Source organism: Streptomyces rubrogriseus, from assembly GCF_027947575.1.
In the GTDB taxonomy this organism is placed as follows: domain Bacteria; phylum Actinomycetota; class Actinomycetes; order Streptomycetales; family Streptomycetaceae; genus Streptomyces; species Streptomyces rubrogriseus.
The window spans coordinates 184,059-207,119 of record NZ_CP116256.1; the positions used below are offsets into that span (position 1 = coordinate 184,059).

Annotated in this window: 23 protein-coding genes, 1 tRNA gene and 2 pseudogenes; 10 read left to right on the forward strand and 16 right to left on the reverse strand. The window is 72.1% G+C overall.

What is annotated here, in order from left to right; genetic code table 11:
• Positions 1–134: 134 nt before the first annotated feature.
• Positions 135–527, reverse strand: a complete 393-nt coding sequence (locus Sru02f_RS00860) for a hypothetical protein (RefSeq protein WP_239106099.1) — start codon at positions 525–527, stop codon at positions 135–137.
• Positions 515–2,128 carry a PH domain-containing protein gene (locus Sru02f_RS00865; RefSeq protein WP_109029298.1) on the reverse strand — a complete coding sequence of 538 codons (1,614 nt, stop codon included), beginning with the start codon at positions 2,126–2,128 and terminating at the stop codon, positions 515–517. Before Sru02f_RS00865 ends, Sru02f_RS00860 begins: the two co-directional genes overlap by 13 nt.
• A 166-nt stretch (positions 2,129–2,294) precedes the next feature.
• Between Sru02f_RS00865 and Sru02f_RS00870 the strand changes: the two genes are divergently transcribed.
• The 3 genes from Sru02f_RS00870 to Sru02f_RS00880 all read left to right on the forward strand — a co-directional run bounded on the left by Sru02f_RS00870 (position 2,295) and on the right by Sru02f_RS00880 (position 4,146).
• Positions 2,295–2,849 (forward strand): SigE family RNA polymerase sigma factor, encoded by a 555-nt coding sequence (locus tag Sru02f_RS00870; RefSeq protein ID WP_109029299.1) that lies wholly within the window; start codon positions 2,295–2,297, stop codon positions 2,847–2,849.
• Positions 2,842–3,420: a hypothetical protein gene (locus Sru02f_RS00875; protein WP_109029300.1), complete on the forward strand. Its 579-nt coding sequence runs from the start codon at positions 2,842–2,844 to the stop codon at positions 3,418–3,420. Before Sru02f_RS00870 ends, Sru02f_RS00875 begins: the two co-directional genes overlap by 8 nt.
• A gap of 99 nt (positions 3,421–3,519) precedes the next feature.
• Positions 3,520–4,146, forward strand: coding sequence for a hypothetical protein (locus tag Sru02f_RS00880; RefSeq protein ID WP_109029301.1), 627 nt, complete (start codon positions 3,520–3,522; stop codon positions 4,144–4,146).
• Between the two features lie 47 nt (positions 4,147–4,193).
• On the opposite strand, the gene Sru02f_RS00885 is transcribed toward Sru02f_RS00880, so the two are convergent.
• The 6 genes from Sru02f_RS00885 to Sru02f_RS00910 form a co-directional block, all read right to left on the reverse strand.
• A complete protein-coding gene (locus tag Sru02f_RS00885) occupies positions 4,194–5,330 on the reverse strand; it encodes an ABC transporter ATP-binding protein (RefSeq protein ID WP_109029302.1) in 1,137 nt (378 codons plus the stop codon).
• Positions 5,327–6,175 (reverse strand): ABC transporter permease, encoded by an 849-nt coding sequence (locus Sru02f_RS00890; RefSeq protein ID WP_109029303.1) that lies wholly within the window; start codon positions 6,173–6,175, stop codon positions 5,327–5,329. Before Sru02f_RS00890 ends, Sru02f_RS00885 begins: the two co-directional genes overlap by 4 nt.
• Positions 6,172–6,993 (reverse strand): molybdate ABC transporter substrate-binding protein, encoded by an 822-nt coding sequence (gene modA / locus Sru02f_RS00895; RefSeq protein WP_109029304.1) that lies wholly within the window; start codon positions 6,991–6,993, stop codon positions 6,172–6,174. Before modA ends, Sru02f_RS00890 begins: the two co-directional genes overlap by 4 nt.
• 204 nt (positions 6,994–7,197) lie before the next feature.
• A complete protein-coding gene (locus Sru02f_RS00900; protein WP_109029305.1) occupies positions 7,198–7,593 on the reverse strand; it encodes a TOBE domain-containing protein in 396 nt (131 codons plus the stop codon).
• Between the two features lie 141 nt (positions 7,594–7,734).
• Positions 7,735–8,382 carry a dihydrofolate reductase family protein gene (locus Sru02f_RS00905; RefSeq protein ID WP_109029306.1) on the reverse strand — a complete coding sequence of 216 codons (648 nt, stop codon included), beginning with the start codon at positions 8,380–8,382 and terminating at the stop codon, positions 7,735–7,737.
• 140 nt (positions 8,383–8,522) lie between these two features.
• Positions 8,523–9,161, reverse strand: a complete 639-nt coding sequence (locus tag Sru02f_RS00910; protein ID WP_109029307.1) for a TetR/AcrR family transcriptional regulator — start codon at positions 9,159–9,161, stop codon at positions 8,523–8,525.
• Positions 9,162–9,253: 92 nt separating this feature from the next.
• Between Sru02f_RS00910 and Sru02f_RS00915 the strand changes: the two genes are divergently transcribed.
• Together Sru02f_RS00915 and Sru02f_RS00920 are read left to right on the forward strand one after the other, a co-directional pair.
• Entirely contained in the window at positions 9,254–10,429 is a 1,176-nt protein-coding gene (locus tag Sru02f_RS00915) for an FAD-dependent oxidoreductase (RefSeq protein ID WP_109029308.1), read from the forward strand.
• Positions 10,430–10,469: 40 nt separating this feature from the next.
• Positions 10,470–10,667 (forward strand): hypothetical protein, encoded by a 198-nt coding sequence (locus Sru02f_RS00920; RefSeq protein ID WP_109029309.1) that lies wholly within the window; start codon positions 10,470–10,472, stop codon positions 10,665–10,667.
• A gap of 39 nt (positions 10,668–10,706) precedes the next feature.
• Here Sru02f_RS00920 and Sru02f_RS00925 read toward each other — a convergent pair whose 3' ends face one another.
• The gene (locus Sru02f_RS00925; protein WP_109029310.1) at positions 10,707–12,611 is read right to left on the reverse strand and encodes an alkyl/aryl-sulfatase; all 1,905 of its coding nucleotides are present in this window, start codon (positions 12,609–12,611) and stop codon (positions 10,707–10,709) included.
• Between the two features lie 252 nt (positions 12,612–12,863).
• Here Sru02f_RS00925 and Sru02f_RS00930 point away from each other — a divergent pair, with 252 nt between their 5' ends.
• Positions 12,864–13,043 (forward strand): hypothetical protein, encoded by a 180-nt coding sequence (locus Sru02f_RS00930; RefSeq protein ID WP_373103357.1) that lies wholly within the window; start codon positions 12,864–12,866, stop codon positions 13,041–13,043.
• A 73-nt stretch (positions 13,044–13,116) separates the two neighbouring features.
• Here Sru02f_RS00930 and Sru02f_RS00935 read toward each other — a convergent pair whose 3' ends face one another.
• Positions 13,117–13,893, reverse strand: coding sequence for an SDR family oxidoreductase (locus tag Sru02f_RS00935; RefSeq protein ID WP_109029312.1), 777 nt, complete (start codon positions 13,891–13,893; stop codon positions 13,117–13,119).
• 71 nt (positions 13,894–13,964) lie between these two features.
• Between Sru02f_RS00935 and Sru02f_RS00940 the strand changes: the two genes are divergently transcribed.
• Entirely contained in the window at positions 13,965–14,600 is a 636-nt protein-coding gene (locus Sru02f_RS00940) for a TetR/AcrR family transcriptional regulator (protein ID WP_109029313.1), read from the forward strand.
• On the opposite strand, the pseudogene Sru02f_RS00945 reads toward Sru02f_RS00940, so the two are convergent.
• Both Sru02f_RS00945 and Sru02f_RS00950 read right to left on the reverse strand, forming a co-directional pair.
• Positions 14,526–14,807: pseudogene (locus Sru02f_RS00945) on the reverse strand (hypothetical protein); the annotation flags it as partial. The gene Sru02f_RS00940 and the pseudogene Sru02f_RS00945 sit on opposite strands and share 75 nt — an antisense overlap.
• Before the next feature lie 241 nt (positions 14,808–15,048).
• A tRNA-Gly gene (locus tag Sru02f_RS00950) sits at positions 15,049–15,122 on the reverse strand.
• 508 nt (positions 15,123–15,630) lie between these two features.
• Here Sru02f_RS00950 and dcd point away from each other — a divergent pair.
• The gene (gene dcd, locus Sru02f_RS00955) at positions 15,631–16,206 is read left to right on the forward strand and encodes a dCTP deaminase (RefSeq protein ID WP_109029314.1); all 576 of its coding nucleotides are present in this window, start codon (positions 15,631–15,633) and stop codon (positions 16,204–16,206) included.
• A 34-nt stretch (positions 16,207–16,240) separates the two neighbouring features.
• Entirely contained in the window at positions 16,241–16,738 is a 498-nt protein-coding gene (locus tag Sru02f_RS00960) for a phosphoribosyltransferase (protein WP_003975262.1), read from the forward strand.
• Positions 16,739–16,821: 83 nt separating this feature from the next.
• On the opposite strand, the gene Sru02f_RS00965 is transcribed toward Sru02f_RS00960, so the two are convergent.
• The 4 genes from Sru02f_RS00965 to Sru02f_RS00980 form a co-directional block, all read right to left on the reverse strand.
• The gene (locus tag Sru02f_RS00965) at positions 16,822–17,874 is read right to left on the reverse strand and encodes a Yip1 family protein (protein WP_109029315.1); all 1,053 of its coding nucleotides are present in this window, start codon (positions 17,872–17,874) and stop codon (positions 16,822–16,824) included.
• 77 nt (positions 17,875–17,951) lie between these two features.
• Positions 17,952–18,242: a hypothetical protein gene (locus tag Sru02f_RS00970; RefSeq protein ID WP_109029316.1), complete on the reverse strand. Its 291-nt coding sequence runs from the start codon at positions 18,240–18,242 to the stop codon at positions 17,952–17,954.
• Between the two features lie 165 nt (positions 18,243–18,407).
• Positions 18,408–19,712: an FG-GAP repeat domain-containing protein gene (locus tag Sru02f_RS00975; RefSeq protein WP_109029317.1), complete on the reverse strand. Its 1,305-nt coding sequence runs from the start codon at positions 19,710–19,712 to the stop codon at positions 18,408–18,410.
• 134 nt (positions 19,713–19,846) lie between these two features.
• On the reverse strand, positions 19,847–22,129 hold the full coding sequence (locus tag Sru02f_RS00980; protein WP_109029318.1) for a (Fe-S)-binding protein: 2,283 nt from the start codon (positions 22,127–22,129) through the stop codon (positions 19,847–19,849).
• A 249-nt stretch (positions 22,130–22,378) separates the two neighbouring features.
• Here Sru02f_RS00980 and Sru02f_RS00985 point away from each other — a divergent pair.
• A pseudogene (locus Sru02f_RS00985) lies at positions 22,379–22,969 on the forward strand (undecaprenyl/decaprenyl-phosphate alpha-N-acetylglucosaminyl 1-phosphate transferase); the annotation flags it as partial.
• Positions 22,970–23,061: the final 92 nt, after the last annotated feature.

Consider the following 23,061-nt stretch of genomic DNA (forward strand, 5'->3'; position numbering starts at 1 on the left):
AGTTACTCGCCGCCGGTCTCCGACCACGTCGGGGACCACATGACAGGACGGGAGAAACCCGCCGCGGGATCCCTCCGTTACCGATCACGGACAATCCCGGGGGAGTTCGCGGACAACTCGGCGCGGGCTACGGCTCACCCATGGGCGAGGTACTCCCAGAAATAGGCCGCGACTCCTGTGCAAGCCGTGCCCGACCCCGCCATCCAGTACAGGGAGAAGGTGTTGAGGGGGACCTTGTCCCAGGGCTTCTCCTCCTGTTCCCGGATGTCGGCCGCGACCTTCCTGGCGATCGGCGCCAGCATGACGACGAACGTGAGCAGGACGCCGCTGTAGACGTAGAGGGTGTGCGGGACGGAGTAGCCCTTCACCGTGGCGTTGGGCAGCAGGAAGAGCCAACCGGCCAGCGGGGCGGCGAACATGCGCAGCCGGGCCTTGGACGTCGGCATGCACCAGTACATCGCGGCCGTGTAGACGACGGTGGCGCCGAAGGCGATGAGCCACCAGTCCTCCGTGCTCAGAACAGACATGATCGCGGGCCCCCTTCGGACGGAAGTCTCGGCAGCCCGGCCGCTTCGGTGTCCGTGGCGGCCCCCGCCGCGCCCAGGGCGTGCAGGATGCGGGCCAGGTCGGCCGGGGCCGCCGCGAGGCGGACCGGCCCGCCCGCGTCGTCGAGCTCGGCGACGTGCCAGCCGCGGGGCACGCCGTCGCCGTCGCCGCCGCGCGGACGCCGTACGCCCTTGACGGTGAGCCGGTGCGCGGGGACGGGCCTCGCCGCGAACCGCCCCGGCCCGGGGTGGGGGACGACGGCGGGCGGGCCGTCGCCGAGTACGACATGGGTGCCGAAGTGGTTCGGGTTGTAGTCGGTGCTCTCCAGGAAGCGGGCGGCGAGGAACACGTCCGCCCCGCCGCTCTCTTCGGCCACGGCTCCGGCCGCCGTGGCCGTCGCGGCGGTCTGCGGCGTGCTGATCCGGGTGGCGCGCCACGCCAGGACGAGGAGGCCCAGCGTGGCCAGGGACCCCGCGGCCGACCAGGCGAGGGGCCCGGGGGAGGCCGGCGGGCCCAGGGGATGGACGTAGCAGAACGGCAGCAGCCACAGCGCGGTGCCGGCCAGTACGCCCGCGAACGGCAGCGCCGACGGCAGCACCTCGTCGTCGGGAAGCCGGCGCCCGCGCCGGTGCACCAGCACCCGGGCCCCCGGGTACCCGGCCGCGAGGGCGAGCGCGGCGGCGAGTACGGCCACCGAACCGGCGCTGGTGAAGTGCTCTCGCCACACGTGGTGTTCCGCCGCCACCACCCTCACCTGTCCGCGCCACAGGGTGAGTTCGACGCGGTCACCGGCCCGGAACCCCTGGGCGCCCTCCCGCGAGACCGTGAGCCGGTCCACCGGCCGGCCGTCGGCGAAGTACAGCCGGCTGGGCTGCTTCGCCCGGCCCACCTCGGTCCGCGCGATCACGGCCGGCCGGGTGGTGAGGCAGGCGCCGCGCTCCTCGGACGGCGTCCCGGCCGCGCACGGGACGGCCGAGTCCCACGCCTCCTTCGTCGCCCCCGTGACCGGCACGAACCACGCGGCCAGCCCGGCCCCCGCGAGCAGCAGCAGGCACAGGAACAGCGGTCCGGCGGTGCCCCGCCCCGCGGTGCGCCTGGAGATGACGGCGAGACGGTCCGACTCGGGGTTCCCGTGCCGACGGTGCAGGGCCCGCAGCGCGTCCAGCGTCGCGTCGAAGTCCGGCCGGTCGTCCCGGGACCCGGACACCGGCAGGGGCAGCCGCCGCGTCCGCCCGTCGCGCAGCAGCACGCCGACGCGGAAGTACTCCTCCCCGTGCCGCCCGTACTGGATGTGGACGCGCAGGTCGGCGATGTCGTCCCAGGGCACGCTCCGGTGACGGCGCAGCAGCGAGCCGTAGCGCACGCCGTACGCGTCGGCGCCGACCTCGAGGGTGACCCCGTGGAGGAAGGCGACGCCGACCAGAGCGGCCAGCAGCCCGCCGCCCACCCACCAGTCCACGAACGCACCCGAGTACACCAGGCGTCCCGCGGCCAGGACGGCCCCGGCCGCGCCCACCCCGACGCACACCCACAGGGGCCGCCTGCGCGGCGGCCGGACGCTCACTTCCTGGCCGGCGGTCATGCGCGCATGGTGCCACCGGCCCCGACGCCCCCGCCTGTACGGCATCCGGCAGTGTTCAGGCCCGCCAGGCTGCCGGGACCGGTGCGAGGGCGGACCGGCGTCGCCGCCGCGGGCTCCTTGTACCGGGAGGCGGTCGGATGGCACCGTGCAGCCTGACGGGGGAGACATGCGACCACCAGACGAACCGAGCACCGGCCGGGGTGCGGACGCGTACGAGTTCGACGCCTTCTACGCCGAGAGCGTCGGCCGGCTCATCGGTCACCTGTACGCGATGACGGGCGACCTCGCCGAGGCGCAGGACGTGGTGCAGGAGGCCTTCGCCCGGGCCTGGGAACGGCGGGCCGAGCTGGACCTGAATGGTGCCCCCGAGGCATGGGTGCGCACGGTCGCCTGGCGGCTGGCGGTCAGTCGGTGGCGGAAGGTGCGCACCGCGCTCGCCTTCGCCCGGCGCCAGGGCCCGCCGGCCGCCGTTCCGCCCCCGGAACCGCACCACGTGCTGCTGGTCCAGGCGCTGCGGCGGATACCCGAGGCGCAGCGACGGGCCGTGGTGCTCCACCACCTGTGCGACCTGACGGTCGAGCAGGTGGCCGCCGAGGTCGGCAGTCCGGTCGGTACGGTCAAGGCGCAGCTGAGCCGCGGCCGGGCGGCGCTGGCCCGGCTGCTGTCCGACACCGAACTGGATCCGCGGACGAGTCGCCCGCCGGAGGTGCGTCATGGCTGACAGGCTGAAGGATTCCCTGGCGGACCTCGCCGAGTCGGGCCGCCGGCACGCGGTGCCGCCGGCCGCGGAGCGGATCCGGGCGCGCGGCGAGCAGCGCCTGCGCCGCAGGCGGGCCGCCCTGGCGTCCGGCGGCGCGCTGCTGGCCGCGGCGGTCGCCCTGGGCGGCCTGTCGCTGGTCCGGGCCGCCCGGGACCCCGAGCCGCCCGCCGTCCTCCCGACGGCGACCGCCTCGCCCTTCGTGCCGCCGACGCCCGCTCCGGGAGCGGAGTACGCCGAGGAGCTGGCCTACGTGTACGACGCGGTGGCTGAGGGCGACACGGTGCAGGTCACCGTCGAGCCGCTGCGTACCGCGCGGGGCGGGGCGACGCCCACGGGCGAGGTGCACACGCTGACCCTGCCGCGGGGGACGCCGGTCGAAGCACGGCGGCTGTCCGGCGGGAACCCGGCGGACCTGCGACTGGACGAGCTGCTGGACCGGCTGGCCGCCGGGCGGAAGTGGGCCTTCGCGATCGACTACGACGGCGAGGGCCGCGTGCACTCGCTGCGGGAGGCCTACTGGCTCGGCGACTGATCCGGCGGGAAAACCCGGATCAGCATGCAACCGGCCGGGTGGGTCGGCGCGTAGAGAGTGCGTATCCACAACGCACCACGTCCTTGGGGGGACTTCACCATGCGCGTCGCACACCGCCGGACCACTGCCGTCCGCCGCCTCACCGCCGTCACCCTCGGCCTGCTGGCCCTGACCGGGTGCGGCGGCCCGGACGACGGGCCGGACGACAGGCAGGACGCGACCGCCAAGGCCACCGCTACTGCGTCCGGGACCTCGGCGGCGCCCACCCCGGCGCCGGACGGGACGGCCCCGAGCACCGCACCGAGCGCCACCGCATCGAGCGCCACCGCACCGAGCGCCTCCGCACCGAGCGCCTCCGCGGCCGGCGCCAACGCGGCCCGCTGGGCCGGCACCAAGCAGTTCGTGCAGATCGACGACGCCCGGACCGCCGGCGGACGGACCTACCTGTCGGTGCGGCCCGCCGAGAAGAAGCCCCACCCCCGGTTCGAGGCATGGGTGATCGTCCCGGGCGAGGGCCCCTACACCGAGGTGAGCATGACCGAGGAGGCCCAGGTACTCCTGTCGGTCCCGCTCGGCGACGCGAAGCACCCCGCCGCGTACGCCCAGGACGAGTTCGTCGGCCGCCTGACCGGCCGGCCCTCCTCGGACCGCGCGCTCCTCGGCTTCGACCTGAGCTTCGACGGCCAGGGGCGGGTGACCAGGGTGCAGTCGCTGTACACGCCCTGACACCCTGGGCCGGTCGCCGGGCGCCCCGCGCCGTCGGGGCCCACGCGTCAGTCGCGGTAGGCGTGTGTCTGAGTGGCCTTCACCGTGGCCCAGACGGTGGCGCCGGGATGCAGCTCCAGTTCGGCGGCGGCGAGCGTGGTCAGGTCGGCGGCGAGGGGGAGTTCGCCGGACAGGTCGGCGCGGATCTGGTCGCCGTGGGTCTCCAGACCGGCCACTTCGCAGCGCCAGACGTTGCGGGCGCTGGAGCCGGTGGGACGCTCGCGGTGCAGGGTGACGGCGCTGGGCGGGAAGGCGACGAAGGCCGGCCCGGTCAGCTCCTCGGTGGTCGTGATCGCGGGCCCGTCCTCGAGCCGTACCGTGTGGCCCTCGGCCCGGCCTCGGTAGAGGTTGAGCCCGACCAGGTGGGCGATGTAGTCCGTGCGCGGACGGCGGGCGATGTGGGAGGGGGTGCCCTCCTGGACGACGTGGCCGTCCTCGACGACGACGAGGTGGTCGGCGAGGACCATGGCGTCCAGCGGGTCGTGCGTGACCAGTACGGCGACGGCCTCGAAGTCGGCCAGGTGGCGGCGGAGTTGCGCGCGGACGTCGAGGCGGGTGCGGGCGTCGAGGGCCGCGAGCGGTTCGTCGAGGAGCAGCAGCCGGGGGTGGGTGGCCAGGGCGCGGGCGAGGGCGACACGCTGGGCCTGGCCGCCGGAGAGCCGGCGCGGTTTGGCGGCGGCGTGCCCGGCGAGACCCAGGCGCTCCAGCCAGGCGGCGGCCTGCGTCCGGGCCTGCGCCTTGGTCGCGCCCCGGCAGCGCGGCCCGAAGGCCACGTTGTCGAGCGCGGTCAGGTGCGGGAAGAGCAGGTAGTCCTGGAAGACGACCCCGACCGGCCGGGACTCCGGTGGCGTACGGTCCAACTCCGCGCCGTCGAGCCGCAGATGGCCGTCCGAGAGCGGGACGAGACCGGCGAGGGCGCGCAGGGCGGTGGTCTTTCCGGCGCCGTTCGGGCCCAGCAGCGCGACGACGTCGCCGGGGGCCGCGGTCAGGGCCACGTCGAGTCGGAAGCCGCCCCGCTCCACGACGAGCCGCGCGTCGAGGCCCCCGCCGACGGCCTGGGCCCCGGCGGCCGTGCTCGGCTGCGCGGCGTTCTTCCCGGTGCTCATTCCGGTGCTGTTCCCGGCGTTCTTCTCGGTGTCGGTCATGAGGCGGTCATCCAGCGGTCGCGCAGTCCGGCGAGTACGGCGATGGACACGGCCAGCAGTACCAGGCTGAGGGCGACGGCCGCCTCCGGGTCGCTCTGCAGGGCGAGGTAGACCGCCAGCGGCATGGTCTGGGTGCGGCCGGGGAAGTTCCCGGCGAAGGTGATCGTCGCCCCGAACTCGCCGAGCGCCCGCGCCCAGGCCAGCACGGCACCGGCGGCGATCCCGGGCGCGATCAGCGGCAGCGTGACCCGACGGAACGCGGTGAAGCGGGAGGCGCCGAGGGTGGTGGCCGCCTCCTCGTAGCGGGGGTCGGCGGCGCGCAGGGTGCCCTCGACGCTGATGACGAGGAACGGCATCGCCACGAACGCCTCCGCGAGGATCACCCCGGTGGTGGTGAACGGCAGCGTGATCCCGAACCAGGAGTCCAGCCACTGCCCGACGACGCCGTTGCGGCCCAGTGCCATGAGCAGGGCGACACCGCCCACCACCGGCGGCAGCACCAGCGGCAGCGTCACCAGGGCCCGGACGAGGCCGCGTCCCGGGAACTCCACCCGGGCCAGCAGCCAGGCCAGCGGCACGCCGATCACCATGCTCACCACGGTCGCCGCCGTGGCGCAGATCAGCGACAGGCGCAGCGCCTGCCACACCTCGGTGCTGGTCAGCAGCTCCGGCATGCTCGCCCAGGGGGCCCGGATCAGCAGGGCGACGAGGGGGAGCACCAGGAACGCCAGGCCGATCAGCGCGGGCACGAGCAGCGGCAGGGGAGCACCGCCCCGGACCTGGCGCCGCCGCGGCCCGTCCGCGCGCCGGCCGGCCGCGGCACCGGTCCTGTGCGGAGTGGTCACGGCGCCGTGAACCCGGCCCCGGTCAGGACCTTCTGCCCCGCGGCGGACCGCACCAGCTCGATGAACGCCTTGCCCACGTCCGCGTTGGGGGCGTCCTTGAGCAGGGTGATCGGGTAGTCGTTGACGGCCTTCGCCGACTCGGGGAACTCCACGCCCGCCACCTTGTCACCGGCCGCCCTCACATCCGTCCGGTAGACGACCGCGGCGTCGGCCTCCTTGAGGACCACCTTGTTGAGCGCCGACTTCACGTCCTCCTCGTAGGAGACCGGGGTGAGCTTCAGACCGGCGGCGGTGAGCGCCTTCCGGGCGGCGGCTCCGCACGGCACCGTCCTGTCGCACAGGACGACCTTCAGGTCCGGTCCGGTGAGGTCCTTCAGGGAGGCGACCCGGTCCGGGTTGCCGGGCAGGGTGGCGATCTCCAGCCGGTTGCGGACGAAGGTGACCGGCGTCCCGGCGGCGGCATCGGCGTCCGTGACGACCTTCATGGTCCTGGGGCTGGCGGAGGCGAACACGTCGGCCGGTGCCCCGCTGGTGATGCCCGCGGCGAGCGAGTCGCTGCCGCCGAAGTTGAAGACGACCTCGGTGCCGGGGTGCCGCTTCTCGAACTCCTTGCCCAACTCGGTGAAGCTCTCCGTCAGCGAGGCCGCGGCGAAGACGTTCACGGTCCCGGACAGCCCGCCCGATCCGCCGCCCGACGAGGAGGCACCGGAATCGGAGCCGGAGTCCGACGAGGAGCAGGCACTCAGGGCCACCAGCGCGGCGGCACCCGCGCCGGTCACCCGAAGTGTCCGGCGGATCCGGCGCGCGGAACGGTTCATCACGAGTCCACTCCCGAAGGTCGGGGCCCGAAGGGCAGGGCGAAGGTCAGGGACAGAGCACACGCCGAACATACTGCCGCAGATGCGAGCCGAAAGTCTCCTGGTACTTCGCATGAGCGGGATCACCGGTCTCATCGCCTGGCATGTGCGTTCGTACGGCGCGCTGTCGGCCGGTCGGGCCGGTCACCTTCAGGGCCGACCGGCTCAGACCCGGTCGACGTGCACGTTCGTCGACTTCACGCGGGCGGTGGCCTCCACCCCGACCTCCAGCCCCAGCTCCTCCACGGCCTCCCGCGTCAGCAGCGAAACCAGCCGGTGCGGACCGGCCTGGATCTCCACCTGGGCCGCCACGTCACCGAGCTTGATCGCGGTGACGATGCCGGGGAAGGCGTTGCGCACCGAGGTGTGGGAGGCCTCCTCCTCACCGCTCCCGCTCTGCGCGAGCTCCACGGAGAAGGCGGCCAGGTCCCTCCCGTCGATGAGCCGCTTGCCGGCCTCGTCGCGATGGGTCGCCACCCGGCCCGCGTCCGCCCACCGCCGCGCGGTGTCCGGGCTCACGCCGAGCAGCCGGGCCGCCTGGCCGATCGTGTATGACTGCATGGCCGCCAAGATAGATCAGCGGCGGGAGAGGCCGTCACCGTCCCGGGGCGGTGGCGCCTGCGCGGCGTTCCGCGCCCGGGCGGCGGCCGGCGCGTCGAGACACCGCGCCGGCTCGCCTCCGGACCGGGCGTACCCCTCCCGTCACCGACGCCAGAAGAGGTGGTGCGTCATGCCGCTCGGGCTGGGCACGACCTCCATGTGGTACCGGTCCAGCAGTTGCTCGGGCGAGTCCCACAGGCGCAGCCCGGACCCGAGCGTCACCGGCGCGACGGCCACGTGCAGGGTGTCGACGAGGCCGGCGTCGAGGAACTCCCGGACGGTGCTCACCCCGCCGCCGAGCCGGACGTCCTTGCCCCGTGCGGCCTCCCGCGCCTGCGCGAGCACGGTGGCGGGTTCGCCGTCCACGAAGTGGAACGTGGTGTCGGAGAGCGTGAACGACGGACGCGGGTGGTGGGTCAGGACGAACACCGGCGTGCGGAACGGCGGCTCGTCACCCCACCAGCCCTGCCACTCGTGGTCCTGCCACGGGCCGCGCTGGGGCCCGAACTTGTTGCGGCCCATGATCTCGGCGCCGATGTTGTGGCTGAAGTCCCGGGTGAAGTAGTCGTCGAGGCCCCGGGTTCCTCCCGGCTCGGTGCGGTTGGGCCAGCTCGCCGTGGCACCGGCCCAGGCGAAGAGCTGCCCCGGATCGACGTCGTGGCCGAAGGGCCGCTCCAGACTCTGGTCCTCGCCGGCGGCGACGCCGTCGCGCGAGACGGTGAAGTTCTGTACTCGCAGTAGCTGATCCATGCGTTCCCTCATCAGGTCCTGTCGGTTCCGGGCGATGCGTCCTACATCAAGATGTCGAACGGGACGCGACGGGATCGACAGCGGCGCGCGAGTACTTCCGGAAGGCGCCACGGACCGTGAGAGGCCGGCGGGCCACGCCGCTAGGCTTCGTCCGCCGAACGCGACGCCGGCCCGGCCAGCCCGTACAGCAGCAGGTCCGTGAGGGTGTCGACGACGCGCTGGTCCTCCTCGCCGCCGGGGGGCGTGAGCACGGCGTAGTTGAGGGTGACGAGCATCGCGCCCATCGCCGCCGCGACGAACTCGGGGTCGCCGGGCAGCCGGTGTCCGCGCTCGTCCAGGTACCGCAGGTGCTCCCGAATGGTTTGCGTCTGCTCGCGCAGGTCGTGCCAGGCCCGGCCGGTGCCGGGGTCGTCGGCCACCATCGCCTGGAACAGCGCGAGCGTGACCGGGCGGTTCTGCCGCATCACCGTCCACGCGACACCGAGGTGGTCGCGCAGCTGGTCGCGGTCGGTCAGGTCGTGGTCCCGGGGGTGCTCCAGGCCGACCATGCGCTCGTCGATCGCCTCCTCCATCTCGGCGAGGAGCGCCTGGAGCAGCTCGTCCTTGCCGGCGAAGTGCTCGTAGAAGGAGCCCGTCGAGCGGCCCGCCGCGGCGGTGATGTCGGTGATCTTCGTATTGAGGTAGCCGCGCTCGCTGAACAGCCCACGCGCCGCGTCCAGCAGTGCGGCACGCGTCTGAGCCGCCCGGACCTTTCGACTGGTGGTCCCCGCCTGCGGCATGGCGTCCTCCCTCGGCTGTTGACAGATGCCAGCGTATCGGAACAGACTTTCACCGAATCAGTATTCAGTGAAACTGGATTCAGGGAGGCGTTGTGCGAACGATCGTGATCGGTGGCGGGGTAGCCGGACCCGCCATCGCCCTTGCACTGCGGCAGATCGGTCACGAGGTGACCGTCTACGAGGCGTACGAGGTTCCCGTCGAGGAGGTCGGCGCCCACTTCAGCCTGGCGGTCAACGGCCTGCGCGCGCTGGAGAAGCTGGGCTGCCTGGACGACGTGCGGGCAGCCGGATTCCCCATCGACCGGATGCGGTTCCACACGGGTGGCGGCCGCCTCTTGGGAGACGTGCCGCGCCTTCGGCGCGGAGCCGACCCGATGCGCAGCGTCGCGCTCCAGCGCGGACGGCTCGTGGCGCTCCTGAGGCGCGCGGCACTCGACGCGGGCGCGCGGATCGTCACCGGCGAACGCCTGGTGGGCGCGACGGAGTCGGCGGACAGCGTGGTGGCCGAGTTCGCCTCCGGCCGGCGCGAGACCGCGGAGCTGCTCGTGGGTGCCGACGGCATCTGGTCGACCGTGCGCGGGCTGATCGACCCGTCCGCGCCGCGCGCGGAGTACGCGGGGCTCTACGGGGTCGCTGGAATCTCCACCCTGACGGGTGTCGAGCCCGGTGTCTGGGACCTCACCTACACGCGCAACGGCGCCTTCGTGTACACCAGCATCGACGAACGGACCCAGTGGTGGACGGCTCAGATCGGGGACCCGGTCAAGCCCGACCTGCGAGGCGTCGACGACGCGCGATGGCTGCGGCGCGTCACCGAGCTGTTCCCGGAGGCGATGCCGAGGGCGATGGTGGGAGCCGCGACATCGGTAGTCGCGTCCGGCTGCCTGAACGTCTGCGACCCGGTCGCGAAGTGGCACAGCGGGCGCATGATCCTGGTCGGCGACGCCGCCCACCCGGTCGGTGTCGGACACGGCGCCTCGATGTGCGTCGAGGACGCCCTGGAACTCGCGGCGGCGCTGAGCGGCACCCCGACCGTCCCGGCGGCACTCGAGGCCTACGACGCGACACGTCGCCCGCGCATCGACAAGCTGCTCAAGCACGGCCACAACGCCCGTGAGAGCAAGCGCCCCGGCGCCGTGAAGCGCCAGGTCAACGCGGCGAAGATGCGCGTACTCCTCCCCTTCTTCGAACGGGCGCAGGGATACCTGTACGACTACGAGCCGCCTTCCCTGCCCGCCGTGGACGGAGCACGGTCCGCCACCCGCTAGACGGCCGGCAGGGCCTCATCCACAGGGGAAGGAGAAGCAGTTGCTGAAATCGCGGGTGAGGAAGAACCTGGCCGTCGGGCTGGTGATCACGGCCGTCATCGCCGCGCTGTCGGTGGCTCTCGCGGACGACGGCAGTGAGGTGGCGGAGCTCAGGAAGTCGCTGATCATAGGGTTACTGGTGACGGGGGCGGTGACAGGGGGCACCTGGTTGCTCCAGCGGAGACGCTCGGCACCGTGACCGGCGGCCGCTCCGGGTGCCTGACCGAGGAGTCGCGCCTCAGGGGGTGACGACGGCGAAGTCCGGGTCGAAGTCGTCGAGGAGTCCGGCCAGGGTCGTCAGGGCGGTCTCGTCGCCGACGAGGGTGATCTCCCCGGCCTCGGCGAGGCGTTCCGCGCCGGCCGGCTCGAGGAGGCAGGCGACGAGGGCGGGCTTGGGGCCGCTGACCGTCAAGCGGGTGTCGGGCGAGGCGCCGCGGCGGGCGTTGAGGACGCCTCGGCGGACCCGCATCGTCCACGTCTCGTCGGTGTCGGTGAAGCGGAAGTCGATGCGCAGGTCGGCCGTGGCGGCCTTGTCACCGGCGAGGTGGACGGCGGCGTAGTCGAAGAGGATGTCGATCGGCATGGCCAGGATCGAGTCGGGGCTGGCGGTGGCGAAGGCGGCCGGGGCGACGCCCTCGCGCAGTTCCTTGGCGGCGGTCAGGAAGATGCCGCGCCACTGCGGGCCCTCGGCCTGGTAGCCCATCTGCTCGTAGGCGTCGGCCTGGAGGTCACGCGCCTCCTGGTGGTCCGGCTGGGCGAAGACCAGGGCGTGCAGGATCTGCGCCGCCCAGCGGTAGTCGCCGGCGTCGAAGGCCCGGCGTCCTTCGGTGAGGATCGCGTCGGGCCCGATCAGGTCGGTCAGACGGCGGGCGGTCTCCACCGGCGGATGGGGGTGCAGGGAGACCGGGTCGCCGTCCCACAGGCCGAGTTCCTTGGTGAAGACGGCGCGGACGTCGTGGTGGAGCGTGCCGTGGTAGCCGCGGTTGAACCACTTGCGGCCCAGCTCTTCGGGCAGCTCGACGATCTCGGCCGCCTCCAGCGGGGTGTACCCCTTGTTGGCCAGCCGCAGTGCCTGGTCGTGGATGTACTTGTAGGTGTCGCGCTGCGACTCCAGGAACGCGGTGATGTTCTCGTTGCCGAAGACGGGCCAGGTGTGCGGGCCGTAGTGCAGCTCCGCCTCGTCGCCCCACCGCTGGAGGGTCTCGTCCAGGTAGCGGGCGAAGTTGCGGGCGTCGCGGGTGCGGGCGCCGCGCAGGGTCTGGATGTTGTGCAGGGTGTGGTTGGCGTTCTCGGCGCAGGTGAGGGCCTTCAGCTCCGGGATCCAGATGTGCATCTCCTCGGGCGCCTCGGTGTCCGGTGCGTACAGGAACTCGAACTCCAGCCCGGCGAGTTCGCGCCGGGTGCCGGTCTCGGTGATCGGGTCCGTGGGGGAGAGGTACGACACGGTGGCCCCGGAGGTGGTCGTGGTGCCGATGCCGCTGGTGACGCAGCCGCAGGCGTTCTTGCCGAGGAGGCTGCCGAAGGCGTAACCGGCGCGCCGGGACATGGCGTTGCCGGCGATGACGTTCTCGCCGATGGCGTACTTGTCGAACGAGGCGATCGTGCCGGGCGCCAGGATCGGGACCCGGCCCGAGGCCACGTCGTCGGCGCTCACCACGCCCTTGACACCGCCGTAGTGGTCGACGTGCGTGTGGGTGTAGACGACGGCCGTCACGGGCTGGTCGGAGACGTGCTCGCGGATCATGGACATGGACTGGGCGGCGGACTCGACGGAGCCCGTGCAGTCGATGACGACGAGGCCCGTGTGGCCCTCGATCACGGTGAGGTTGGCGATGTCGTTGTTGCGCACCTGGAAGACGTGCTCGGCGATCCGGTAGAGCCCGCTCTTGGCCATGAGCTGCGACTGGCGCCACAGGCTGGGGTGCACGGAGTCGGGCGCCGGAGCGTCCTCGGCGAGGTAGTCGAACCAGCCCGGGTCGAAGACGACCCGGCCGTCGGCGGCCTTGACCTGCCCCGGCAGCGGGGCGATGAAGCCGTGGTCGTTGTCGGCGAAGTCCTGTCGGTCGTCCATGGCGTACCGGCTCACCGCGGCCCGGTTCGCCGCGACGGTGGCGGGGGTGGGGGGCTTCGCGTGGTCGACCATGACGACCTGACCTCTCCTGCGGCGACGGGCCGGACAGCCACTCAAGGCTTTCCCGGAGCGGAGCGGTCGGCAACTCGGCGCCGAGGAGACCCCGGCGGGTCCCGCTCACGTACCGGGCGCGTCGGCGTCGTCCGCGCCGCGACCCGGTGAGGGGACGCTGCGGCGGGCCTCGGCCAGGGCGGCCTCCAGCGGCTCGAACAGGCACCTCTGGCCGGGACCATGCCGCCCTCAACCCGCGCACGCGGTCGGGCGATGGCGCTGGTGAGGGTGGTGACCGTCAGGACGGCCCGGGCGGTCGGCGACCCCACCACCGCCGGGACGACGCCCGCGTACGGGCCCGCCACCGGACCGAACCCCGCGACGGAGGCGTACGCCATGCCCTCCGGGATCGAGAACAGGCCGGTCACCAGCCTCGTCCCACCACCGCCGTAGGGCGCTCGGCATGGTCAGCCCGAAAGGCCGCTGACGGCGTCACCGACGTACGGCCGTCACCGGCTCCGTGCGGTCAGACGCGCGGCCCGAGGAACAGCCCACCGCTCGCGTCGATGACCTGCCCGGTGATCCACCGCGCCGCGTCGGAGGCGAGGAACGCGACCACGTCGGCGACATCGTCGGGCCTGCCCAGCCGATCGAGCGCCGTCGTGCCGGCGATGAGTTCCGCCAGGCCCGGTGCTTCGAAGGACGCCCCGTTGGTCGCGGTCCGGGTGGCGCCGGGAGCGACCGCGTTCACCGTGATCCCCCGCACGCCCAGTTCGTTGGCCAGCGTCATGCTCATGGTCTCCACCGCTCCCTTGGTCATGGCGAACGAGGTCTGGGAGGGGTTGGCCATCCGGGTCGCCACGGAGGAGATCGTGATGACGCGGCCGCCGTCGGGGAGCAGGTCCAGTGCGCGCTGGACGATGAAGTACGGCGCTCGCACGTTCACCGCGAAGAGGTGGTCGAACTCCTTGCGCGTCGTGGCCCCGAGCGGCCCGGCGGGTGCGGCCGCCGCGTTGTTGACGAGGATGTCGAGCGACCGCCCGGCCAGTGCTGCCTCGACACCCGCGAAGAGCGTGTCGACGTCGTCCTCCACGCCCAGTTCCGCCCGGACGGTGACCGCCGTCCCACCGGCACGCTCGATCTCGTCGGCCGTCGCTGCCGCACCGTCCTCGTCCGCGCCGAAATGCACGATGACCGCGGCCCCCTTCACCGCTAACCGGACCGCGATCGCTCGTCCTATGCCGCGCGACGCACCGGTCACCAGAGCCGTTTTGCCCGTCAGGTCGTCTACTGCGTCCTTCATGCCCACCCCTGTTCATTTCAGTGAGTGACTACCCATCTGGTAGTCACTAACAGTAAGGTAGGGTCTACCACATGGTGGGCCGGCACTCAACACTGCGAGCACAACGGCGGGCGGAGACGCAGCGCACGATTCAGGCGCTCGCGGTACGGATGTTCATCGAGCGTGGATACGACGCCACGACGGTGAGCGACATCGCCGAAGCCGCAGGCGTGTCGCCCATGACCGTGTACCGGCACTTCCCCACGAAGGAAGACCTGGTGCTCGTCGACCAGAACGGCCCGCTCGTCGCCGAGCGCATCGCCGCCACGTCCGCCGCGCAGCCCCTGGTCCGCCGTATCAGCAGTGCGCTCGTCGAGGCGGCCGCGACGCTGACCGGCGGTGGTCGCCCGGACGACCCGGCGGCGGGCGACGCGTTCCTGCTCGCCCGCCTCCAGCTCATGATCTCGACGCCTGCCCTGCGGGCCAGGCACCTGGACAGCCAATACGCCCTTCAGCAAGCGATCGTCGACGCCCTGGGGGATGAGGCCACCGATCCCGACGAGGCGTTCCGCGCCCGAGCGGCGGCCGGCGCCTGTCTGGCTGCCATGCACACGGCATTGGTGTGCTGGGCCGAGGACGACGGGCGGACCGAGCTACCCGGCCTGATCGTGCAGGCGCTCGTCGCCGCCTTCGGCGCTGACGTCATCGACATCGGCCCGACCGGGTGAGGCGCCCACGACGTCACGGCAGGGGAAGGCGGGGCGCACCCGCCCGCCCGAGACGCGGTTGAGCTGGACCGCGACGGCGGACTCGGGGCTGCGCTGACCCACGAGGATGCTGGGACCGAGCCCGGCGGACATCGCGAGCAGGCCGACCGCCGCCAACTACGCGTCCACGCCGGGCCGCAGGAGATCCGCGGCCTGCGCCTGCCGGAGGAACCGGCACGGGAGTCGCTGACGCGGTCCTGTTCGCCACGCGCTGCCGAACTGGATGGAGAAAGGCCGGCCGGTGTGTGGGCGCGTGCACCAGTAGCTCAGGGGAGCGATGGTGCGGGCCTACCGCCCGTGCGGGGAGGCCGCGCCGGTCCAACAGCATCCCGACGAGGAACGGCAACGGGAGGTCGCCGGGCTCGACGACAACAAAGAACCCCCAGGTGTTCGACCTGGGGGTTTCGCATGGAGCGGGTGACGAGAATCGAACTCGCGCTCTCAGCTTGGGAAGCTGATGTTCTACCATTAAACTACACCCGCGTGAGACGCCGACATGGTCGGTGCCTGGACGCTCGCTCACTCTACCCCATGCCCGGCTCCCGGTGTTCGCGCCGTGGAGCCGGTGGTCGTTCCGGGGTGGGGATGCGGCTGCGGCGGCTCGGAGTTGGGGCGTACCGTGGGGGCCCCGCAGAGGGTGCGCGTGAGGGCGGAGTGCCGCCTGGAGAGTCGCCTCTTTCATCCCGTACTGTGGCTTTTGTCGTCAGGGTAGTAAGCCAGACGCGGCTCTTGGGGAAGGGACTTGAAGGACTTGATGGAGCGCACCGTCGTCCGCTGTGCCGATGGGCACGTGTTCACCGCCACCTCGTTCCCGATGCAGCAGGCCGATCGACTCGGCCCCGGTCGGCTCGTCCGATGTCCGCGGTGTGCGCGGCTGCGGAGTGCCGTGCCCGTGGGTGCGGAGAGGCGTTAGCACGCAGGCAGAGCGGGTCCGGGCGCGCGGCGCGGCGGCGGTTGTCGCTGCTCCGCGCGTCTTGCGTATCCTCGGTGCGTGCTTCTCTCAGACAAGGACATCCGGGCCGAGATCGACAACGGGCGGGTGCGGATCGATCCGTTCGACGACTCCATGGTGCAGCCGTCGAGCATCGACGTGCGTCTCGACCGCTACTTCCGGGTGTTCGAGAATCACCGGTACCCGCACATCGACCCCTCCGTCGAGCAGGTGGATCTGACCCGGCTCGTGGAGCCCGACGGCGACGAGCCGTTCATCCTGCACCCCGGCGAGTTCGTGCTGGCCAGTACGTACGAGGTCGTCTCGCTGCCGGACGATCTCGCCTCGCGGCTGGAGGGGAAGAGTTCGCTCGGGCGGCTCGGGCTGGTCACGCACTCCACCGCCGGGTTCATCGACCCGGGCTTCTCCGGGCACGTGACGCTGGAGCTCAGCAATCTCGCGACTCTTCCCATCAAGCTGTGGCCGGGGATGAAGATCGGGCAGCTGTGCATGTTCCGGCTCACCTCGCCGGCCGAGCACCCGTACGGGAGCGAGCGCTACGGGTCCCGCTACCAGGGCCAGCGGGGGCCGACCGCCTCCCGGTCCTTCCTCAATTTCCATCGGACCCAGGTATGAAGCCAGTGACGAGCAGGATGAGCAGGACGCGCGCATGAGTGATGTTCGGGAGAATCTGACCTACGAGCAGTTCGGCGTCGCCGTGCGCGAGCTGGCGCAGGCCGTCGCCGACGACGGGTACGAGCCGGACATAGTGCTGTCCATCGCCCGCGGGGGCGTCTTCGTCGCCGGTGGGCTGGCGTACGCGCTGGACTGCAAGAACATCCACCTCGTGAACGTGGAGTTCTACACCGGGGTCGGGACCACCCTCGACATGCCCGTCATGCTCGCGCCGGTCCCGAACGTCATCGACTTCTCCGACAAGAAGGTCCTGATCACCGACGACGTCGCCGACACCGGCAAGACGCTCAAGCTGGTGCGCGACTTCTGCCTCGACACGGTCGCCGAGGTCCGCAGCGCGGTGATCTATGAGAAGTCCCACTCCCTCGTCCAGTGCGAGTACGTGTGGAAGCGGACCGACGACTGGATCAACTTCCCGTGGAGCGTTCAGCCGCCCGTCGTGCGGCGGCAGGGACAGGTGCTCGACGCCTGACCGGACGGTCCGACGGACGGCGGCAGACATACGGAAGGGCCCCGGCGCGCACGTCACGCCGGGGCCCTTCCGTATGTCTGCGACTAGAACGTGCCCAGCTTCACGATCGACAGCAGGGCGATCAGCTGGATGGCGGAGGCGCCGAGCGCCTTGGGCCAGGGCAGGTCGTGGGAGCGGCCGACCATCAGGGTGAGGAGGGCGCCGGCCGCGACCCAGGTGGCCCAGCCGAGGATCTGGACGAAGGGTGCGTCACCGCCGGCGAACATCGCGACGACCAGGCGCGGGGCGTCCGTGAGGGACATGATCAGCATGGAGAGGCCGACCGTGGGCTGCCAGGCGCCGTCGCCGCCGAGCTGGCGGGCCAGGGTGTGGGTGACCACGCCCAGCACGAAGGCGCTCAGCACCAGCGCCACCGCCGTGGTCAGGACGATCGGGATCGCGTTGGAGAGGGTGGCGTTGATCGCCTCCTCGCGGGCGCCGTCGAAGCCGAAGACCGCCAGCAGGCCGTAGAGGAACGTCACGATGAGCGCCGGGACCCACATCGCGTAGTCCCGCATCTGGAGGAAGGTCTGGTTGGGCGCCAGGATCACGCCCCGCAGGAGGTCCTTCCAGTGCAGGCGGGGACCGATCGGGCCGGGGGCCGGGGCGGAGCCGGCGCGGTAGGTGTCGCCCTGGTTGTAGGGGTCGTCGACCGTGAACGCCTGGGTGTGGCCCGGGTTGTTGGCCGCGTACGGGTCGTACGGGGCCTGCTGGGGGTGGCCGCCGGGGCCGCCCTGTCCGTAGCCGCCGTCGCCGAAGTACTCCGGCTCACCGTGCCCGCCGACAGGTCCGCCGCCGTGCCCGCCGCCGGGTGCCTGCGGCCAGGGGGATCCGCCGGGGGCCCGGCCCGGTCCTGGGGCGCCACCTCCGTACGGCGGCTGCGGGTACGGCTGCTGAGGCGTCGCCGGGCCGCCGTACGGGGGTCCCTGGGGCGCCTGCTGTCCGTACGGGGGGCGTTGCGGTCGCGCGTTTGGAGCGCCGTTGTCCCGGCCGCGTCCGATCCTGAATCCAGCCACGCCTTCGAACGTACCTGGTCCCGGAGAGTGACGTGCGGGGCCCGGCCGTTCGGGGGGTCCTTTGCGGCCGAGCTGTGACATCCCTTACGGGGGTTGACCGGGACGTCCCCTAGGGGCCGTACGGGGGGCGTACGGCCCCGGTGGGGCGGGGCGCGCCGTCAGCAGAAGGCGGTGAAGCCCCACCAGCCGTCCTGCACGCGCCACGCGGCTGCGAGGCGGCCGTCGCCGCGGCCCGGGTAGGTGAGCTGCCAGCCGGCGCCGTAGGACGAACCGTCGTCCCTGTAGCTGTCGTTGGTGACGGTGAGGAGGTCGGGGGCGTCGGAGCCGTTGAAGTCGCCGACGCCGACGAGGTACCCCATCGTGTTCCAGCCGCCGGTGCCGATGATCCGGCCCGGGTAGCCGCTGCCGGGGCTGGACCACAGGCGTCCCGCCCGGTCGCGGCCGACCACGTCGGGCCGTGTGTCGCGGGTGTTGTTTCCCTCCCCTGTGACGCGCGGAGGAACCCTAGCCGCGCCGCACACCGCCCCCGCTACCGGCCCGCCCGGGGCCGAGGTGCCGGGCGGGCGCCGGCCGCGCCGGTCCTCCCGCGGGGCCGGGAGCGGGCCGGGAGCGGGTCAGGAGCCGGGCAGGAACTGCGCCGTCGAGAACGTGACCGCGGCCCGTGCCGTGACCAGGTCCTTAGCCGCGCCCCGGTGGACCTCGACGGAGTCCTTCGTGTCGCCCTGGGACGTGCGCAGCACCAGGTCCGCCAGGCCGTCGCCGTCGAAGTCGCCGGCCGTCAGCACCCGGGTCGTGCCGGTCGACGCGGGCCGCACCGTGACCGCGCCCCGCGTCGTGGGGCCCGTCCCGCGGCCGGGGTACACGCGTACTCCGGAGCCGCTGGAGACCAGCTCGCTCAGTCCGTCGCCGTCGAAGTCGGCGGCGTCGAGCATCGAGCCCGGCGTGCCGAGGGTGCCGCGGGCCGCGCTGGGGAGGTCGAAGCGCAGTGCGGTGCCGTCCGGGGTGCCCACCGCCGCGTCCAGCGCCTTGCCCTTGCCGAAGGCGCCCAGCGCGATGTCGACGCCGGTGGGCAGGGTGACCCCGGTGCGGGTCGGGCCGTCGGGGCCGCCCAGGACGAGGGCCGCCTTGCCGGGGCCCGCGGAGGTGCGGACGACGAGGTCGTCGTACCCGTCGCGGTTCACGTCGGCGGCGGGGCCGGTCGGCGCCTCGCCGGGGGACGGGATGGCCGCGTCGGCCCGGCGCGGGGCGCCCTCGCGGGTGAAGGGGCCGCGCAGGTGGCTGAGGCGGCCGGCGGAGGCGTGGACGACCAGGTCCTGGGCGCCGTCGCCGTCGAAGTCGCCGCACACCGGGCGCTCGGGCCAGTCGTTGCCGTAGCGGGCCTTGTCGGGGATGGTCAGCGGGACCGCGCGGCCGGTCGGCCCCGACGGGGAGCCGAAGAGGAGCTGGAGCGGGACCGGCGGGCGGCCCTGGCCGTCGTAGGGCGGGTCGGTGGTGACCACCAGGTCGGTGAAGCCGTCGCCGTCGAGGTCGCAGCTGGCCTCCGCCTCGAAGACGGCCGGCAACTGGCCGTCGGTCGGCGCCGCGAACTTCTCCGGCGTGAGCAGCTGCCGGGCTCCCGGTACCAGTCCGCGGGGAGAGCCGTAGACGATGCCGATGCCCGCGTCGTCCGTGTGGGTCTCGGCCGTGACCAGGTTGTCGAGGACCAGGTCGCGGTGGCCGTCGCCGTTGAAGTCGTCGGGGACCTCGCTGCCCTCGCCGTGCGGGACGGGGAGCAGGGCGGGGGCCTGGGCGGCGCGTACGGGGGTGGACGCGGCGGCGTCCTCGGCAGCGGGCGCCGGGCCGTGGCCGCAGGCGGCGAGCAGCAGCAGGCAGCCGACGGCGGCCGTGCCGGTCAGGGTGTTTCTTCGCAGGCGCCGCACCGTTCACCTCGTCCGTATCAACCCGTACCACCAGCACCGACAACGACCGGGTAATCATGCACGCGTTCGACATACGGCGACACCCCCGGGTTCGGACGGAACCCGGGGGTGTCGGTCGAGCGGGTGAGCGGCGGCTACTTCACCGGCTCCGGGGTCGGCTCGCTCTCCGGCTCCGGCTCGCCGGTCGGGTCGGCCGGGGTCCTGACGGAGTCCAGCAGGAGCTGGGCGACGTCGACGACCTGGATGGACTCCTTGGCCTTGCCGTCGTTCTTCTTGCCGTTGACCGAGTCCGTCAGCATGACCAGGCAGAACGGGCAGGCCGTGGAGACGATGTCCGGGTTGACGGAGAGGGCCTCGTCGACGCGCTCGTTGTTGATGCGCTTGCCGATCCGCTCCTCCATCCACATCCGCGCGCCGCCGGCGCCGCAGCAGAAGCCGCGCTCCTTGTGGCGGTGCATCTCCTCGTTGCGGACGCCCGGGACGGCGGCGATGATCTCGCGCGGCGGGGTGTAGATCTTGTTGTGGCGGCCCAGGTAGCACGGGTCGTGGTAGGTGATGATGCCCTCGACCGGGGTGACCGGGAGCAGCTTGCCCTCGTCGACCAGGTGCTGGAGCAGCTGGGTGTGGTGGATGACCTCGTAGTCGCCGCCGAGCTGCGGGTACTCGTTGCCGAGGGTGTTGAGGCAGTGCGGGCAGGTGGCGACGATCTTCTTGGCCGACTTGGGCTTGCGCGACTCGTCGGTGACCTTGCCGTCCTCGTCCATCTCCTCGCCGAAGGCGGCGTTGAGGGACATGACGTTCTCCATGCCGAGCTCCTGGAACAGGGGCTCGTTGCCGAGGCGGCGGGCGGAGTCGCCGGTGCACTTCTCGTCGCCGCCCATGATCGCGAACTTCACGCCCGCGATGTGCAGCAGCTCGGCGAAGGCCTTGGTGGTCTTCTTGGCGCGGTCCTCGAGGGCGCCGGCGCAGCCGACCCAGTACAGGTACTCGACCTCGGTGAGGTCCTCGATGTCCTTGCCGACGACCGGGACCTCGAAGTCCAGCTCCTTGAGCCATTCCAGGCGCTGCTTCTTCGCCAGGCCCCAGGGGTTGCCCTTCTTCTCCAGGTTCTTGAGCATCGTGCCCGCCTCGGACGGGAACGCCGACTCGATCATGACCTGGTATCGGCGCATGTCGACGATGTGGTCGACGTGCTCGATGTCGACCGGGCACTGCTCGACGCAGGCGCCGCAGGTGGTGCAGGACCACAGGACGTCGGGGTCGATGACGCCGTTCTCTTCGAGGGTGCCGATCAGCGGGCGCTCGGCCTCCGCCAGCGCGGCCGCGGGCACGCCCGCCAGCTGCTCCTCGGACGCCTTCTCCTCGCCCTCCATCGTCTTGCCGCCGCCGGCCAGCAGGTAGGGGGCCTTGGCGTGCGCGTGGTCGCGCAGGGACATGATCAGGAGCTTGGGGGAGAGCGGCTTGCCGGTGTTCCAGGCGGGGCACTGCGACTGGCAGCGGCCGCACTCGGTGCAGGTGGAGAAGTCCAGCAGGCCCTTCCAGGAGAACTGCTCGACCTGGGAGACGCCGAAGACGTCGTCGTCACCGGGGTCGGTGAAGTCGATCGGCTTGCCGCCCGAGGTCATCGGGAGCAGCGCGCCGAGCGCGGTGCCGCCCTTCGCGTCGCGCTTGAACCAGATGTTCGGGAAGGCCAGGAAGCGGTGCCAGGCCACGCCCATGTCGGTCTTCAGGGCGACCGTGATCATCCAGATGAAGGAGGTCGCGATCTTCAGCCCGGCGAAGAAGTAGACCAGGTTCTGGAGCGTGCCGAGGTCCACGTCCTGCAACGCGGAGACGACCGGATACGAGATGAAGAACGACGCCTCGTAGCCGTCCACGTGGTGGAGGGCGCCCTCCAGCGCGTGCAGCATGAAGATGCAGACGCCGACGATGAGGATGACGGCCTCGACGAAGTACGCCTGGCCGAAGTTGGAGCCCCCGAAGCGGGACTTGCGGCCCGGCTTGCGCGGGTGGCTGAGCTGCCGGATCACGATCAGGACCAGGATGCCGAGCACCGTCATCGTGCCGATGAACTCGACGAAGACGTTGTACGGCGCCCAGTCGCCGATGACCGGCAGGATCCAGTCGGCCTGGAAGAGCTGGCCGACGGCGTTGACGATGGTCAGCAGCAGGGAGAAGAAGCCCACCGCGACGAACCAGTGCGCCACACCGACGATGCCCCAGCGGTTCATCCGGGTGTGGCCGAGGAACTCCCGGACCACGGTGACGGTGCGGTCCACGGGGTCGTTGGTCCGCGTTCCGGCCGGCACCGGCTGGCCCAGCCGCATGTAGTTGACGATCTGCAGGACGGCGCGGCCGAACAGTGCGACGCCGACCACGATCAGGACCAGCGACACGATGATCGCGGCGAGTTGCATTTGGGGGCTCCTCGGGCCTGCGAGGTTACGAGGGGGCGGTATTACTAAGCGGTAACTTATTCAGTTCGTCTGAGAGTACCCCCATCCTCCGCCGCACTGTAGTCGGACGTGCGGTGATCTGCGTCGCTGAGGCAACCCTGACCCCGGTGGGTCCGTCCGGACCCGGTGTCCCGTCGGCGCCACACCGGTGCCATGCCGGTGTGGCGGTGCGATTCGTCGCAAAGCATGATATTCGGCATAGCTTATGCCCGGGCTCTACGGCGGTGGCTCCTCGCCGGTACGGCCGTGGCGGCGGCCTGCGTGGTGCCGTACGGCGAGACGGGGCCGGTGGCCGGGGCGCTCGCGGTGGGCCGGGTGGCGCTGGTTACCGGCGCCTTCCGGGGGCTCGACCACGCCGACGGGGTGGCCGGCACGGTGGGTGTCGTGACCGCCTTCGGCGTCGGCGCGTGTGCCGCGGTGGAGCTGATGGACGGGCCCGCGGTGCTGCTGCTCGTGCCGGCCGCCGCGCTCGCCGGGTTCCTGCCGCACAACTGGCATCCCGCGCGGATCGCGCTCGGCGCGTGCGGGTCGCTCTTCACCGGCTTCCTGCTCGCCGGGGCCGCCGTGCTCGCCCGGACGGGGTACGGGCCGGTCGGTGGCGCCGGGGTGCTCTGCGCGCTGACTGCCGTGGACGTGTATCCGCGCGTGCGGCGGCCGCGGGCCGGAGTGTCCCAGGCGCTTCGTGGGGCAACCGGAGGCGCGGGGGGTGCGTCCTTCCGGGCGGCGATTTTTCCGGTTCGTCAGGCCACGAGTACCGAGAACGTGCAGGTCGGAGCGCCGTTGCGTGTAAGGAACGGATAAGAGTTGAGTCGGCTCGACTCACCTCTGTTGACCCATCGCCGGGTGTCGTGCACACTTGAGCCTGTTCCACTCAAGTCAGCTGGAGGTTATTC

What these genes read in the sequence shown, in the direction of transcription:
- Sru02f_RS00860 (WP_239106099.1), bottom strand. Translation starts at nt 527, where the DNA reads ATGTCTGTTCTGAGCACGGAGGACTGGTGGCTCATCGCCTTCGGCGCC.
- Sru02f_RS00865 (WP_109029298.1), bottom strand. Translation starts at nt 2,128, where the DNA reads ATGACCGCCGGCCAGGAAGTGAGCGTCCGGCCGCCGCGCAGGCGGCCC.
- Sru02f_RS00870 (WP_109029299.1), top strand. Translation starts at nt 2,295, where the DNA reads ATGCGACCACCAGACGAACCGAGCACCGGCCGGGGTGCGGACGCGTAC.
- Sru02f_RS00875 (WP_109029300.1), top strand. Translation starts at nt 2,842, where the DNA reads ATGGCTGACAGGCTGAAGGATTCCCTGGCGGACCTCGCCGAGTCGGGC.
- Sru02f_RS00880 (WP_109029301.1), top strand. Translation starts at nt 3,520, where the DNA reads ATGCGCGTCGCACACCGCCGGACCACTGCCGTCCGCCGCCTCACCGCC.
- Sru02f_RS00885 (WP_109029302.1), bottom strand. Translation starts at nt 5,330, where the DNA reads ATGACCGACACCGAGAAGAACGCCGGGAACAGCACCGGAATGAGCACC.
- modA (WP_109029304.1), bottom strand. Translation starts at nt 6,993, where the DNA reads ATGAACCGTTCCGCGCGCCGGATCCGCCGGACACTTCGGGTGACCGGC.
- Sru02f_RS00900 (WP_109029305.1), bottom strand. Translation starts at nt 7,593, where the DNA reads ATGCAGTCATACACGATCGGCCAGGCGGCCCGGCTGCTCGGCGTGAGC.
- Sru02f_RS00905 (WP_109029306.1), bottom strand. Translation starts at nt 8,382, where the DNA reads ATGGATCAGCTACTGCGAGTACAGAACTTCACCGTCTCGCGCGACGGC.
- Sru02f_RS00910 (WP_109029307.1), bottom strand. Translation starts at nt 9,161, where the DNA reads ATGCCGCAGGCGGGGACCACCAGTCGAAAGGTCCGGGCGGCTCAGACG.
- Sru02f_RS00925 (WP_109029310.1), bottom strand. Translation starts at nt 12,611, where the DNA reads ATGGTCGACCACGCGAAGCCCCCCACCCCCGCCACCGTCGCGGCGAAC.
- Sru02f_RS00930 (WP_373103357.1), top strand. Translation starts at nt 12,864, where the DNA reads ATGGCGCTGGTGAGGGTGGTGACCGTCAGGACGGCCCGGGCGGTCGGC.
- Sru02f_RS00935 (WP_109029312.1), bottom strand. Translation starts at nt 13,893, where the DNA reads ATGAAGGACGCAGTAGACGACCTGACGGGCAAAACGGCTCTGGTGACC.
- Sru02f_RS00940 (WP_109029313.1), top strand. Translation starts at nt 13,965, where the DNA reads ATGGTGGGCCGGCACTCAACACTGCGAGCACAACGGCGGGCGGAGACG.
- Sru02f_RS00960 (WP_003975262.1), top strand. Translation starts at nt 16,241, where the DNA reads ATGAGTGATGTTCGGGAGAATCTGACCTACGAGCAGTTCGGCGTCGCC.
- Sru02f_RS00965 (WP_109029315.1), bottom strand. Translation starts at nt 17,874, where the DNA reads ATGTCACAGCTCGGCCGCAAAGGACCCCCCGAACGGCCGGGCCCCGCA.
- Sru02f_RS00980 (WP_109029318.1), bottom strand. Translation starts at nt 22,129, where the DNA reads ATGCAACTCGCCGCGATCATCGTGTCGCTGGTCCTGATCGTGGTCGGC.